The sequence below is a fragment of the Mesorhizobium sp. M1D.F.Ca.ET.231.01.1.1 genome (genome assembly GCF_003999155.2).
Taxonomy (GTDB): domain Bacteria; phylum Pseudomonadota; class Alphaproteobacteria; order Rhizobiales; family Rhizobiaceae; genus Mesorhizobium.
Genome location: NZ_RZOZ02000001.1, coordinates 119,048 through 132,274 on the forward strand (window position 1 = coordinate 119,048; position 13,227 = coordinate 132,274).

Below are 13,227 nucleotides of genomic sequence, written 5' to 3' on the forward strand. Positions count from 1 at the left end.
CGATGAGGCGTCTCGCCCGCGTCGCAAGCATCGCCGTTCTGGTCGCGCTCAGCTTGCTTGGCGGCTGCGGCAAGCCCGAGTTCAGCGACGCCGAGAAGAAGACCGTCGCATCGCTGGCGCTGAACACGCTGCCGGCGCTCAAAGCCGATACCACGAACCGGTATGCCGACGTGCCGGCCGCGGCGGCGCTCGGATCGACGCTGTTCTTCGATGCCGGCATGAGCCGCGATGGCACGGTTTCCTGCTCGACCTGCCACAAGATCGACCGTCAGTTCCAGGACGACCTGCCGCAGGCCGTCGGCGTCGGCCGCACCAACCGGCGCACCATGCCGCTGGCCGGCGTGGCGCGCGATCCGTGGTTCTTCTGGGACGGACGGCGCGACAGCCTTTGGGCGCAGGCGCTGACGCCGCTCGAAAATCCGCTGGAGCAGGCCGGCAATCGCGCCGCCTTCGCGCACTACATCAAGAACCGGTTCGGCGAGCGCTACGAGCGCATCTTCGGACCACTACCCGATCTCTCCGCCGTTCCGGCCAATGCCAGCCCGCTTGGCACCGAGGCCGAGAAGGCGGCGTGGAACGCCATGCCGGCCAGCGAGCAAGAGGACGTCAACCGCGTCTTCGCCAATATCGGCAAGGCGATCGCCGCCTTCGAGCAGTCGATCGAGCCGCCGCAGACACGCTTCGACCGCTTTGCCATCGATCTTGCGACCGGCGCCAAGCCTGAGAGTGACGCGGCGTTCTCGCCGGAAGAGATCCTTGGGCTGAAGCTGTTCATCGGTAAAGCCAATTGCGTGACCTGCCACAACGGGCCACGCTTTACCGACAATTCTTTCCACAACACCGGCGTGCCGCCAGTCAAGGACCTGCCGCCGGACCGTGGCCGGGTCGATGCGGTGGCTCAAGTCGAGGCCGATCCGTTCAACTGCTTCGGCAAGTTCCGCGACGGGGACGCCGGCGCCTGCCGTGAGTTGCGCTTCATGGTGAAGGACGGTGAGCAGCTTGTGCGCGCCTACAAGACGCCCTCGCTGCGGGGAGCTGCCACGCGTGCACCCTACATGCATGCGGGGCAGTTTTCCTCGCTCGATGAAGTGTTGGCGCATTATTCGAAGGCAGCGCCCAGCGTCGAAGGCGTTTCGGAAGTCCACCCGCTCAATCTGTCGGACCGCGAGCGGGCGGCGCTGGTGGCGTTTCTCAAGACACTGGCCGAGTAACTAGCGATCCTTAACCGTTTCCATCGCCACGAAGGTAGACGTCTGCGCCACGTGGGGGAGGGCGGAGATGCGCTCGCCGAGCACGCGGCGATAGGCGGCAATGTCGGTGGTGCGGACTTTCAGGAGATAGTCGAAGCTCGACGCCATCATGTGGCATTGCTCGATCTCCGGCACGCCCTGCACAGCGCGGTTGAAGGCGTCGAGCGCGGCAGAGCGAGTGTCGGAAAGCTTCACCTGCACGAAGGCGACATGGCCTTCGCCCATGCGTTCGCGGTCGATGATGGCGCGATAGCCCCTTATATAGCCGTCCTTCTCCAGCCGCTTCACGCGCGCCTGCACCGGCGTCTTCGACAGGCCGACCTTCAAAGCCAGCTCGGACATGGAAAGCCTGCCGTCACGCCCGAGCGCGGACAGGATGTTGCGGTCGATGCGGTCCAATTGGTCTTCAGTCATTGAAATGGCGGTCGAAATGACGAGGGTTTGGCCTATATGATAGATCGTTCGGACTATCTTGTCGATTTCTTTGGACCGACTGAAATTCGCAGCTGTGCTAGCTTGCGCCAATCGGTCCGGTGACCGCCAGACCGCTCCCCAACGCTTGCTTTCATGGACCCGACATGCCGCTCGATGCCATCCGCCAGCAGATCCGCGCCAATTACCTGCCCGACGAAGACGAGGCCGTGAAGCGCCTCTCCGCGGCGGCCGGGCTTTCGGCGGAGGAGCGCAAGGCGATCTCGGCCCGCGCCGCCGATCTGGTGCGCGCGGTCCGCGGCTCGACCGACCCTCGGCTGATGGAGGTCTTTCTCTCGGCCTATGGCCTTTCGACCAAGGAGGGCGTGGCGCTCATGTGTCTCGCCGAGGCGCTGTTGCGCGTGCCCGATGCCGAGACGATGGACGATCTCATCGCCGACAAGATCGCGCCGCATGACTGGTCGGCGCATTCGGGCAGCTCGAGCTCAATCTTCGTCAACGCCTCGACCTGGGCGCTGATGTTGACCGGCCGCGTGCTCGACGAAGGCGAGGGCGGCATCGAAGGCACGCTGCGCGCCATGGTGCGCAGGCTCGGCGAGCCGGTCATCCGCAAGGCGGTGGCGGCGGCCATGCGCGAAATGGGCGAACAGTTCGTGCTCGGCCGCACGATCGCCGAGGCGGTCAAGCGCGGCCGTCCGATGACGCAGAAGGGCTATCTCTATTCCTTCGACATGCTGGGCGAGGCGGCCCGCACCGAGGCCGATGCGCTGCGCTATCACAAGGCCTATGCCGACGCGATCTCTTCGCTCGACGCCGGCTCGAACGGGCCTGACATCCGCTACAACCACGGCATCTCGGTCAAGCTCTCCGCGCTGCATCCGCGCTACGAGGTGGCGCAGAAGGAAAAGATGCTGCCGGTGATGGCCGAGCGGCTTTTGTCGCTGGCGCTTGCCGCCCGCCATTCGCGCATGGGGCTCAACATCGATGCCGAGGAGGCCGACCGGCTCGATCTGTCGCTCGACGTCATCGAACGCGTGCTAGCCGAGCCGGAACTTGCCGGCTGGGACGGTTTTGGCGTCGTCGTCCAGGCCTATGGTCCGCGCGCGGCCTTCGTCATCGACTGGCTCTACGCGCTGGCGAAAAAATACGACCGCAACATCATGGTGCGGCTGGTGAAGGGCGCTTATTGGGACACCGAGATCAAGCGGGCGCAGACGCTTGGGTTGCCCGGCTATCCCGTCTTCACCCGCAAGACCAACACCGACGTGTCCTATCTCGCCTGTGCGCGAAAACTGCTGTCGATGACCGACCGCATCTACCCGCAATTTGCCACCCATAACGCGCACACGGTGGCGGCCATCCTGTCGATGGCAAAGGACCGCGATTCCTTCGAGTTCCAGCGCCTGCACGGCATGGGCGAATCCCTGCACGAAACGGTGCGCAAGTCTGAACGGACGCGCTGCCGCATCTACGCTCCGGTCGGTGCCCATTCCGATCTGCTCGCCTATCTGGTGCGGCGGCTCCTGGAAAACGGCGCCAACTCCTCCTTCGTCCACCAGCTGACCGACGAGGAGGTCGAGCCGGAGGAGATCGCTCGCGATCCGCTGGCGACGGTGGAAAGCCAAGGTCCGGCAGCCAATCCAGCGATCGCGCGCCCGGCAGCGATCTTCGGCGCCAACCGGTGCAACTCCAAGGGGTTCGACATCACCGATCCGGTGACGCTCGCAGCCATCGAAAGGGCGAGAGCGGAATTTGCCGGAGCCGACCGCTGGCATGCCAAGCCGATCACGCGCGCCGCCGGCTACGGCAAGCAGCGCCAGATCGTCAATCCGGCAAAGCCCGACGAGGTCGTCGGCACGGTGCATGAGGCGGCGGCCAAGCAGGTGGCGACCGCCGTGCGCATCGCCGCCGATGCGCAACCGGCCTGGGCGAAGCGCCCGGTTGCCGAGCGCGCCGCGATCCTCAACCGCGCCGCCGATCTTTACGAGGCCAATGCGGCCGAATTCTTCGCTTTGGCCACCCGCGAGGCCGGCAAGTCGCTGGCCGACGGCGTCGCCGAGGTGCGCGAGGCGGTCGACTTCCTGCGCTATTACGCTGCCGAGGCGGCGAATGCCGAAACCGGAACGCAAGCGCGCGGCGCGATCGTCTGCATATCGCCCTGGAATTTCCCGCTGGCGATCTTCACCGGCCAGATCGCCGCGGCGCTGGTCACCGGCAATTCGGTGATCGCGAAGCCCGCCGAACAGACGCCGCTGATTGCTTTCCGTGCCGTCGAGATGCTGCGCGAGGCCGGTGTGCCGGAGGATGTCATCCAGTTTCTGCCGGGCGACGGGCCGTCAGTCGGTGCGCCGCTCACCGCTGATCCGCGCATCGCCGGTGTCTGCTTCACCGGCTCGACGGAAGTCGCCAAGCTGATCGAGAAGCAACTGGCCGAGACCGCCGCGCCCGACGCCATGCTGATCGCCGAGACCGGCGGACTCAACGCCATGATCGTCGATTCCACCGCGCTGCCCGAGCAGGCGGTGCGCGACATCCTCGCGTCCGCCTTCCAGAGCGCCGGCCAGCGCTGCTCGGCGCTGCGCGTGCTCTATGTCCAGAAGGACGTCGAGAAGAAGATGCTGGAAATGCTGAAGGGCGCGATGGAGGCGCTCAATGTCGGCAATCCCTGGCTTATCTCGACCGATGTCGGCCCGGTCATCGATGAAGAGGCGCAGGCCTCGATCAGCGACTATTGCTCGAAGAAGGGGCTGGAGGGCCGGCTGATCGCCAAGCTGGAAGCGCCGAAGAACGGCCGCTTCGTCGCGCCGCACGTCTTCCGGGTCAAAGGCATCGAGGAGATGGAGCGCGAGGTGTTCGGCCCTGTGCTGCATGTCGCGACTTTCGACGCCGACGATATCGATGCGGTGATCGCCGCCATCAACCGCAAGGGCTACGGCCTGACCTTCGGCCTGCATACCCGCATCGAGGGCCGCGTCCAGCATTTCGTCGACGGCATCCATGCCGGCAACATCTATGTCAACCGCAACCAGATCGGCGCCGTCGTCGGCTCGCAGCCTTTCGGTGGCGAAGGGCTGTCGGGCACCGGGCCGAAGGCCGGCGGCCCGCATTATCTGCGCCGCTTCCGCAAGGGACCGGAGGCCGGCACGGAAGTTGGCGAAGGCCACAAGGTGACGGCGACCGAGCTCGCCGACAACCTGCCGGATCCGACGCTGGGCGGCTGGTCGACCCGGCCGGATCGGGTGGCGATCCTGAGAAAGCATCTGCGCGGCAAGGGCGCCGCTGCGATCGCGGCAGCGGCCAGCCTCGATTTCGGCCAGGTCGACCTGCCGGGCCCGACGGGCGAAGCCAACACGCTGTCGCTGGCGCCGCGCGGCCGGGTGCTCTGCCTCGGGCCGGACGCCGAGACGCTGCTTTCCCAGACGATCCAGGCTTTGGCCGCCGGCAATGCGGTGCTTGCGGTGGCGCCGGGCGCGCCTGCGGTGCTGTCGGCGCTGACCGGCAAGGGCCTGCCGCTTGCTGCAATCGACGGCCGTCCGGATCCGGTCGAGGCGCGGGCGCTGAAGGTCGACGTCGTCGCCTTCTCCGGCACGCCGGAAGCGGCGCGCATCGTGCGCAAGGTGATCGCCGAGCGCGCCGGGCCGATCGTGCCGCTGGTCAGCGAGGTGCTCAACCCGGCGGCCTACGCGCATGAGCGCGCTGTCTGCGTCGACACGACGGCGGCTGGCGGCAATGCCAGCCTGCTGGCAGCCGCCTAGGGTGTATTGATATTCAGGTTATGCCGGCCTGCGAACGGCGGCTTCCTGCGCTTTCGGAAACCACCATTCTCGGCTCAGTCTGACCTGAATCTCAACACACCCTCACCGTCGGCGGAGATTGGGTTTGCGCGTTAGAAGTCAGGCCCCTCGACGACCGAAAACCCTTCGAACTGAGGGTGGCCGAGATAGTGCACCTTCGAGGTGCCGGCGTTGCGGTGGGCGGCGCGGAAATTCTCCGACTTCGTCCAGGCGACAAAATCGTCCTGGCTGGCCCAGACGGTGTGCGAGGCAAACAGCGTGTAGCCCTCGGTCTCGTTGACCGGGCCGCGCAGCAGATGGAATTCCCTGAAGCCCTTCATGTCGGAGAGGCTGGAGTCGCGGTTTTTCCAGACGTCCTCGAAGGTTTCTTCCGAGCCGTTCTGGACCTTGAAGCGGTTCATGGCGATGTACATTGGTTTTCCTTTCGAAATGGATGAATCCTGACGTTTAAGACGGCTTCAGCGGTGGGCCTTAAAAGGGGCCGATCCGCGCTTTGAACAGCCAACTTGACCTTCCGGTCTCGGGTGGAATGGGAGGAAAGGGGGCTTGCTTGCGCACCAGCGTCAGGGCGAATTCATCGAGCTCGGGAGATCCTGAGCTTTCGGCGAGCTGCAAGTCGCTGATGCTCCCGTCCGCTGCGACGATGAAAACCACCCTGGCATTGTTGCGAGCCTTGGCCTGGACCGATTTCGAAACGCGACGGTTGGCACGGGCAAGCTTCTTTTGAATTTCGCCGCTGTAGCGGGATTCTAGGGCACTGCCGGCAGCGGCCTTTATCTTGCCCTTGCTGGCGATGACCGGCGCATCGCGCGCATCGCCATCCGCTGTTTCCGTGCCGCGCGTTTCAACGGGTTGGCCTGACCCTGCCGATCCGGCTGGTGGTTTCGGCACGGCGGCCGGGACCGGCGGCTGCTCGGGCTCGGCAGGGCCCGCTTCGGCGCTTTGAGGTTCAATCGCGGCCGTCGGCTCGCTGTCCGCGGGAACACTCTGATCGTCTTGGCGCAGTGCGGCGGCCGCCAGGATATCCGGCGTGGGGGTTGGCTCTTTAGCGGTTTCTGGCTTGGGCTGGGGCGTCACCGGTTCGCTTGCCGATTGCAGCGCTTCGGCTGGCGGAGTCGGCTCGACGGTCCGCGGTTTCACCGGCTGCGGATCCGGCACCAAGGTTACATCCAGGGCGCCGGACGCGGCGTCATTCAAGGCGCTGCCCTGGGCGTCGGCGCCTGACTGGTCAGTGCCCTCGGCCTGGATCGCGTCTAGGGAGTCGAACGTTCCGGCGGGCGCGATCAGAAACGCCGCCGCCGCGGCGCCATGGAGCAGGCCGGAGGCGATGATGGCCACCGGCCATTTGCGCCGCCCGGCCGTTTGCCGTAGCTGCACAACCTGCTCGGCCGGCGTGACCGCCAATTCGCTGCCTGCGTCGGAGGGGTGATCGATGTCCTGCATATCTGGCGCCGAGACCTGCCGCGCGCGATAGGGACTTGTCAAATCAAGATCGGTTGCCGGTCATCGCGGCGGACCGGTGGCAGGCCACGCCATGGCATCTCGCCGGAGAGCCCTATGCAATCCCATCTCTAGACCCCGAATGCGATTCCGGTCTTGGTTGAGGTCTTCAGCCCGCGCATGCAGGTAGCAGGCTCGACGCCGGTTCCGGCGCATTCCGTCGCGCTGTTGATCAGCACGCGGCCGATCTTTCCGCAATCGGCGCCGTAGAGGTCGAAGCGCGTGACCTTCGTCTTGCCGGCCTGCAGGTCCTTGAAGTCGAGCACGGTGAGGCGATCAACGACGCCCGCTTGGTTGAACAGTGCAGTCTCGAAAGCCGCCTTTGAGAGGTCGGCGCCGAGCGCGTTGTTGACGACGAAGGTTAGCCGGCAACCCTTGTCGGAGGGTTGAGCGGCGTTGAGCTCGAGGCTGAGGATGGGAGCTGGCGCGGATTGGGCCCACGCCGGCGCCGGGCCGAGCGACATCGCCAGCGTCGAGGTCAGGAGACGAAGCGATGCCGTCAAGCTCGTCATGGTCGTCAGCCTCCAAAGCGCATGGTCGCCGCCAGCTTCAGCGTGATGCCGGGTTCGTAGAGGACAGCCGTCGTGCTGCCGTTGAGCGGGTTGGTGTATTTGACGTTGAACAGGTTGTCGGCGCGGAGGTCGACCTTGAGGTTGTCCGTCGCCTGGTAGCTGGCGAAGGCGTTGACCAGCGTATAGTCCTTGGCCACCGGATTGCCCTTGGGCTTGCCGTTGTATTGCACTTCGCCGCCAACCGTCAGCTTGTCTTCGAGGAAGCGCAAGCCAAGCTGCGCCGTCACCTGGGAAGAGGGGATGGTGGCGAGGTCGGCCCGCTCGCCTTCATAAGAGATGGTGTGGCCATTGATGATGGAGGCCGAAAGCCCAGCGTAGCCCCAGCCGGCGTCGTAGACGCTTTCCATCTCGAAGCCGTTGATCTTGGCTTTGGCGAAATTCTGGTACTGGAAGCAGATCGGGATGCCTGGGCCGAACGGGCAGCCGCTGGTGGGGTCGAAGGCAGAGAGCGTGACGCCGTCGATATAGTCTTCGACATTGTTGTTGAAGTAGGCGGCTTTGAGCCGCAGAGCGTCGCCGCCTTCGAAAATGTCGTCCTGCTTGTAGTTGACCCCGAACTCGACGGTCTTGCCGGTTTCAGGCTTGAGATTGGGGTTGGGCAGGAACGGGAAGGTGACGCCCGCCGGATGGTTGCCGCTGATCAGCGTCTCCGTCAGCGAGGGCGAGCGGTAGCCTTCCGCATAGGTGCCATAGAACTGCAGGCCGGCGAGACTGGCGCTTTCGAAGGGCGAGACGCCGACGGTGATGCGCGGCGACAGCCGGTCGCCGGATGTCTTATGATCCGAGTCCTTCAGGTTGTAGCTGTCGTAGCGCAGGCCGGTGATGACCTCGAGCCATTCCCAGGTCAGCTTGTCCTGGACATAGGCGCCCGAAACGTTGCGCTTGCCTGACGGCGTGTAGAAGCTGTCGCCGCCGGCCGTGCCGCCCGTCTCGACGTCGTCGCCGACCCAATCGCCGCCATAGGTCAGCTCATGCGCGACGCCTGCGGTCTCGAAGCGCGAGGTATTCCAGATATCGATGCCGGTCGTGCCGACGTCGAAGGTCGACAGCGAACCGGCCGGCAGCACCACGGGAAGGCCGGTGACCGGATCGAACCGGTTCTGCGGAACGAGCGTCGACAGATCGAGAGCTGTCTTGTTGTAGGAGGCGTTGATGTGGAGATCGAGCCAGCTCTTGGCGTCGTCGGCGATGTTGTAGCGGGCGGTGAAGGTGTTCGACTTGAGGTTGACGTCGTTCGCTGGGACGCCGCCGCTCGTCTCCGTCCAGCCGTCGCTCGAGCCGACCCAGCCCAGCTTCAATTCGCTGTTTTCGCTTGGACGGATGGTGGTCTTGAGCAGGCCGCTCAGCACGTCGAAGCTGGTACCGGCAACGGTGTCGCCGCCGCCATTTTTGTAGTCGCCGTAGTCGCGGTAGACGATGTTGCCCAGCGCGTCCCAGTTCTCGTTGAAGCGGTAGGCGCCGCTGGCGCTGGTGGTCCAGCCCTTGCCGTTGCTTTCATAGCGCCCGGTGACGGAGGCTGCCCAGCTTTCCTCTGGCTTGAGGAAATCCCCGGCGTCCTTGGTGTCGAAGAAGACGACGCCGCCGATGGCGCCTGAGCCATAGGTGTTGGCGACCGGGCCGCGGATCACGTCGACCGATTTGATGAGCTCCGGGTCGACATAGAAGGTCGATTGCGTGCCGTGGTCGGAACGCTGGAAATCCTGCCTGGCGCCGTCGACGATCACCGCGACGCGGCCGAAATCCTGCAGGCCGCGGATGTTGATGCTGGAGCTGACGCGCCGCGCGTCGGCCTGCACGGTGACGCCGGGAACGCCAAGCAGCATCTCGTTCGGCGTGGTCGCCATGCGGCGCTCAAGCTGCTCCCTATCGACATGGCTGGCCGAGGCCAGCGACTGGATCGCCGTCTCGCCGGTGCGGCTGATGACCAGGATCTTGTCGAGCAGCGTCGAGTCGCCTGCTGGCTTCTCGTCAGTCTTCTTCGGTTGATCCGTTTGCTGTTCTGCCGCCGGCTGAGTGCCCTGTTGCGCCTTGGCCGTCGGCATGCAGAGCGCGATTGCCGCCGCGCCGGCCAGTAACGCGGCCATTCCCTTCGCCATCGACCGGTCCCTCTGACTCGGTCGTCCCCAATTCGCCAACCCCATGCCCCAACTCCAGTTTTTCAGGCTCGATGCTGGCTGGCGCGGGGCTCGCTCGCATTTTTGATCACGTCCGGCGTCTTAAATGTTGACTCATTTAGTCCGGTAATGCACTGACTAGTAAACATGACTATTATAGTCAAGAATTGAATCGGCAATTTACGGAGCGCTTGGCCAGGTGGCCGGCACAGCAGAAGGACCGACCGATGAACACGCACAATCCCAACGACTTTCGCTATCGCGTCCGCCGTTCAGACGACACGCAGATGCGCTACGACCGGGTGCCGATGGCGGTGCGCACGCTCTCCAGCAACACGCTTTTCCAGGGCGAGCACGAGATCGGCATCGAGCATCACGGCGCGCTCTACCGCCTGAAGATCACCCGCCAGGGCAAGCTGATCCTCAATAAGTAAGCGCAATCGGCGGGCCGAACAGTGCTGACAAAGATGGGGCAGGTGGACGACATGGACCAGCGCGTGAAGCCGTCGCCGGACCAGATCCGGCGGGCGCGGGAAGACAATCCGAAGATGCGCGAGCGCGATCTCGCGGCTCAACTCGGCATTTCGGAAGCGGAACTGGTCGCGGCGCATTGCGGCCATGGCGCCGTTCGCATCGAGCCGCGCGTCAACGACCTGCTGACCGGCCTCGAAGCGGTCGGCGAGGTGATGGCGCTTACCCGCAACGAAAGCGCCGTTCACGAGAAGATCGGCGTCTACGACAAGGTCGTCACCGGCAACCACAATGCCATGGTGCTCGGCGACAACATCGACCTGCGCATCTTCCCGAAAGCGTGGGCGCATGGCTTTGCGGTCGAGAAGCGTGACGGGGGTGAGATCCGCCGCAGCCTGCAGTTCTTCGACGCGGCCGGCGAGGCCGTGCACAAGGTGCATCTAAGACCGGCCTCGAACCTCTATGCCTACCAGAAGCTGGTGGCGAGCCTTGAATCGTCGAAGCAGGAACCAGCGGTCGCGATCGCCTCAAGCATGTCGGAAGGAAAGGACGAAAACCAGGGCGCGGTTGCCAGCGTCGACGATCTGCGCGACCGCTGGAGCCGGATGACCGACGTGCATCAGTTCTTCGGCATACTGAAGACGCTGAAGCTCAGCCGCCGCGAGGCGGTGCGCATGGTCGGCCAGGACTATGCCTGGCTGCTCGACAACGATGCCGTCAACGCCATGTTCCACCACGCCGCGGAAGGCGAGATGCCGATTATGTGCTTCGTGGGAAATCGCGGCTGCATCCAGATCCATTCCGGTCCGATCAAGTCGGTCAAGCCGATGGGGCCGTGGATCAACGTGCTCGACGAGACCTTCCACCTGCATCTGAGGACCGACCACATGCATGAGGTCTGGGCGGTGCGCAAGCCGACCAAGGACGGCCATGTCACCTCGCTCGAGGCCTATGACGCAAACGGCAGCATGGTCATCCAGTTCTTCGGCAAGCGCCACGAGGGCGAGGGCGAGCGCGAGGACTGGCGCTTCCTCGCCGAGAACCTGCCCCGCATCCCCAGCCCGACCGCTGCATAAGGCAAGACCCGATGCGTGCTGTTTTCAGTTTCCGCCCGGCGCTGGCGCCGTTGCTCGGCGCTCTGCTTGCCTTCGCCGTTCTGCCTGCGAAAGCCAATGACGGTAAGCTCGTTTTTTCAGACATCTCGCGTATCGCCTCCATCGGCGGCTCCATCACCGAGATCGTCTACGCGCTTGGCGAAGAGGGGCATCTCGTCGCCCGCGATTCGACCAGCAAATTCCCGCAAGCCGCGCTCAAGCTGCCCGATGTGGGCTACATGCGTGCGCTGTCGCCGGAGGGGGTGCTGTCGGTCAACCCGACTGGAATCCTCGCCCTGCATGGCAGTGGCCCGAAGGAAGCGGTCGATGTGCTGAAGAAGTCGAGCGTGCCCTTCATCGAAGTGCCGGAACACTACAGTCGTGAAGGCATCCTCGAAAAGATCCGCGCCGTCGGCAAGGCGCTCGGCGTCGATGCCAAGGCCGAGACGCTGGCCGCCGAGATGGACGCGAAGCTGAAGTCGGCCGAGAAGCGGACGGCTTCGATCAAGGAGCGCAAGCGCATCCTGTTCGTGCTGTCGACGCAGGGCGGCAAGATCCTGGCCGCCGGCAGCGACACCGCCGGCGACGGTATCATCAAGCTGGCCGGCGCGGTCAACGCGGTCGAAGGTTTCTCCGGCTACAAGCAGATGTCCGACGAGGCGATCGTTACCGCCAGGCCCGACGTGATCCTGACGATGAAGAACGCAGGTCCGCCGATTTCGGAAGACGAGCTGTTCGCAAATCCCTCGATCGCCTCGACACCCGCGGGTGCCGCCCGCAAGGTGATCAGCATGGACGGCGGCTATCTGCTCGGCTTCGGGCCGCGCACGGCCGAGGCCATCCACGACCTTGCCGTCTCGCTTTACGGCAATCAGGTCACGGACTGAACAGTCATGGCCGAACAGTCGATCGCCGGCGCGGCGAGCAGGGTGACGGCAGCCGAAGGCGACCGCTCGGCTCGGGCAAGGATCGCCATCCTGCTGTTATCGCTTGCGCTTGCGCTGTCCATGTTCCTGTCGCTGACGTCTGGCGCCTCCGACGCGTCCGCCGTTCGCGTCATCCGCGACTGGCTCACCGGAGCCGTGCCGGCCGATGCGGCGCTCGCGGCCCGCGACCAGCTGATCGTCTATGACATCCGCATGCCGCGCGTCCTGCTCGGCGTGCTGATCGGCGCGGCTCTCGCCGTCTCCGGCGCGGTGATGCAAGGCCTGTTCCGCAATCCGCTTGCCGATCCGGGCCTGATCGGCGTCTCCGCCGGATCGAGCCTCGGCGCGGTGGCGATCATCGTTCTTGGCACGACCTGGCTTGCCCCTGTCACCTTGGCTCTCGGCACGCTTGCCTTGCCGCTGGCGGCATTCTTCGGCGGCCTGGCGGTGACCTTGCTGCTTTACGCCATCGCAACGCGGCAGGGGCGGACATCGGTCGCCACGATGCTGCTCGCCGGTCTCGCGATCGGCGCCCTTGCGATGGCACTCACCGGCATCCTGATCTTCATGGCCGACGATAGGCAATTGCGCGACCTGACCTTCTGGCAACTCGGCTCGCTCGCCGGCGCGACATGGCCGAAGATCGGCACCGTCGGCCCGGTGATCGTGCTGGCGCTGGCCGCGATGCCATTCCTGTCGCGTGGCCTCAACGCGCTGGCGCTCGGCGAGGCGACCGCCGGCCATCTCGGCATTCCGGTGCAGCGGCTGAAATACACTGCCATCGTCGGAGTGTCGGCGGCGGTCGGCGCGTCGGTCGCGGTCAGCGGCGGCATCGGCTTTATCGGCATCGTCGTGCCGCATCTCCTGCGCCTCGCGATCGGTCCGGACAATCGTTACCTGCTGCCGGCTTCGGCCCTGCTCGGCGCCTCGCTGCTTCTGCTCACCGACGCGGTCGCCCGCACCGTCGTCGCTCCGGCCGAACTGCCGATCGGCATCGTCACGGCAGTGGCCGGCGCGCCGTTCTTCCTGTGGATCCTGCTGCGCAAGCGCGGCATCGTCGATTTGTGAGCCGCC

At 65.1% G+C, this 13,227-nt stretch carries 11 protein-coding genes; 6 read left to right on the plus strand and 5 right to left on the minus strand.

The features are described 5' to 3' along the window. Window positions 1–2 precede the first annotated feature (2 nt). Window positions 3–1,211 (plus strand): cytochrome c peroxidase, encoded by a 1,209-nt coding sequence (locus EN874_RS00575; protein WP_127428333.1) that lies wholly within the window; start codon window positions 3–5, stop codon window positions 1,209–1,211. Here EN874_RS00575 and EN874_RS00580 read toward each other — a convergent pair whose 3' ends face one another. Continuing rightward, window positions 1,212–1,664, minus strand: coding sequence for an Lrp/AsnC ligand binding domain-containing protein (locus EN874_RS00580; protein WP_126088729.1), 453 nt, complete (start codon window positions 1,662–1,664; stop codon window positions 1,212–1,214). 164 nt (window positions 1,665–1,828) lie between these two features. Here EN874_RS00580 and putA point away from each other — a divergent pair, with 164 nt between their 5' ends. Beyond that, window positions 1,829–5,437 (plus strand): bifunctional proline dehydrogenase/L-glutamate gamma-semialdehyde dehydrogenase PutA, encoded by a 3,609-nt coding sequence (gene putA, locus EN874_RS00585; protein ID WP_127428334.1) that lies wholly within the window; start codon window positions 1,829–1,831, stop codon window positions 5,435–5,437. A 131-nt stretch (window positions 5,438–5,568) separates the two neighbouring features. On the opposite strand, the gene EN874_RS00590 is transcribed toward putA, so the two are convergent. From EN874_RS00590 to EN874_RS00605, 4 genes are all read right to left on the minus strand, one after another. Beyond that, window positions 5,569–5,889 carry an antibiotic biosynthesis monooxygenase gene (locus tag EN874_RS00590; RefSeq protein WP_127428335.1) on the minus strand — a complete coding sequence of 107 codons (321 nt, stop codon included), beginning with the start codon at window positions 5,887–5,889 and terminating at the stop codon, window positions 5,569–5,571. A 58-nt stretch (window positions 5,890–5,947) separates the two neighbouring features. Continuing rightward, a complete protein-coding gene (locus EN874_RS00595) occupies window positions 5,948–6,919 on the minus strand; it encodes a TonB family protein (RefSeq protein ID WP_127428336.1) in 972 nt (323 codons plus the stop codon). A gap of 128 nt (window positions 6,920–7,047) precedes the next feature. Next, on the minus strand, window positions 7,048–7,488 hold the full coding sequence (locus EN874_RS00600) for a hypothetical protein (protein WP_127428337.1): 441 nt from the start codon (window positions 7,486–7,488) through the stop codon (window positions 7,048–7,050). 5 nt (window positions 7,489–7,493) lie between these two features. After that, window positions 7,494–9,632: a TonB-dependent hemoglobin/transferrin/lactoferrin family receptor gene (locus EN874_RS00605; RefSeq protein WP_245513384.1), complete on the minus strand. Its 2,139-nt coding sequence runs from the start codon at window positions 9,630–9,632 to the stop codon at window positions 7,494–7,496. A gap of 257 nt (window positions 9,633–9,889) precedes the next feature. On the opposite strand from EN874_RS00605, the gene hemP reads away from it, so the two are divergent. From hemP to EN874_RS00625, 4 genes are read left to right on the plus strand one after another with little or no spacing between them, the layout of a single operon-like run. Beyond that, a complete protein-coding gene (hemP, locus tag EN874_RS00610; RefSeq protein WP_126088735.1) occupies window positions 9,890–10,096 on the plus strand; it encodes a hemin uptake protein HemP in 207 nt (68 codons plus the stop codon). A 51-nt stretch (window positions 10,097–10,147) separates the two neighbouring features. After that, window positions 10,148–11,209 carry a hemin-degrading factor gene (locus EN874_RS00615; protein WP_127428368.1) on the plus strand — a complete coding sequence of 354 codons (1,062 nt, stop codon included), beginning with the start codon at window positions 10,148–10,150 and terminating at the stop codon, window positions 11,207–11,209. An 11-nt stretch (window positions 11,210–11,220) separates the two neighbouring features. Then, on the plus strand, window positions 11,221–12,114 hold the full coding sequence (locus EN874_RS00620) for a hemin ABC transporter substrate-binding protein (protein ID WP_127428339.1): 894 nt from the start codon (window positions 11,221–11,223) through the stop codon (window positions 12,112–12,114). Between the two features lie 6 nt (window positions 12,115–12,120). Then, the gene (locus tag EN874_RS00625; RefSeq protein ID WP_127428340.1) at window positions 12,121–13,221 is read left to right on the plus strand and encodes an iron ABC transporter permease; all 1,101 of its coding nucleotides are present in this window, start codon (window positions 12,121–12,123) and stop codon (window positions 13,219–13,221) included. The last annotated feature ends 6 nt before the right edge of the window (window positions 13,222–13,227 follow it).

Excerpts from the sequence above, each read along its gene's own strand:
- EN874_RS00580 (WP_126088729.1), bottom strand. The coding sequence starts at position 1,664 with ATGACTGAAGACCAATTGGACCGCATCGACCGCAACATCCTGTCCGCG.
- EN874_RS00625 (WP_127428340.1), top strand. The coding sequence starts at position 12,121 with ATGGCCGAACAGTCGATCGCCGGCGCGGCGAGCAGGGTGACGGCAGCC.
- EN874_RS00615 (WP_127428368.1), top strand. The coding sequence starts at position 10,148 with ATGGACCAGCGCGTGAAGCCGTCGCCGGACCAGATCCGGCGGGCGCGG.
- putA (WP_127428334.1), top strand. The coding sequence starts at position 1,829 with ATGCCGCTCGATGCCATCCGCCAGCAGATCCGCGCCAATTACCTGCCC.
- EN874_RS00600 (WP_127428337.1), bottom strand. The coding sequence starts at position 7,488 with ATGACGAGCTTGACGGCATCGCTTCGTCTCCTGACCTCGACGCTGGCG.
- EN874_RS00595 (WP_127428336.1), bottom strand. The coding sequence starts at position 6,919 with ATGCAGGACATCGATCACCCCTCCGACGCAGGCAGCGAATTGGCGGTC.
- hemP (WP_126088735.1), top strand. The coding sequence starts at position 9,890 with ATGAACACGCACAATCCCAACGACTTTCGCTATCGCGTCCGCCGTTCA.
- EN874_RS00605 (WP_245513384.1), bottom strand. The coding sequence starts at position 9,632 with ATGGCCGCGTTACTGGCCGGCGCGGCGGCAATCGCGCTCTGCATGCCG.
- EN874_RS00620 (WP_127428339.1), top strand. The coding sequence starts at position 11,221 with ATGCGTGCTGTTTTCAGTTTCCGCCCGGCGCTGGCGCCGTTGCTCGGC.
- EN874_RS00575 (WP_127428333.1), top strand. The coding sequence starts at position 3 with ATGAGGCGTCTCGCCCGCGTCGCAAGCATCGCCGTTCTGGTCGCGCTC.
- EN874_RS00590 (WP_127428335.1), bottom strand. The coding sequence starts at position 5,889 with ATGTACATCGCCATGAACCGCTTCAAGGTCCAGAACGGCTCGGAAGAA.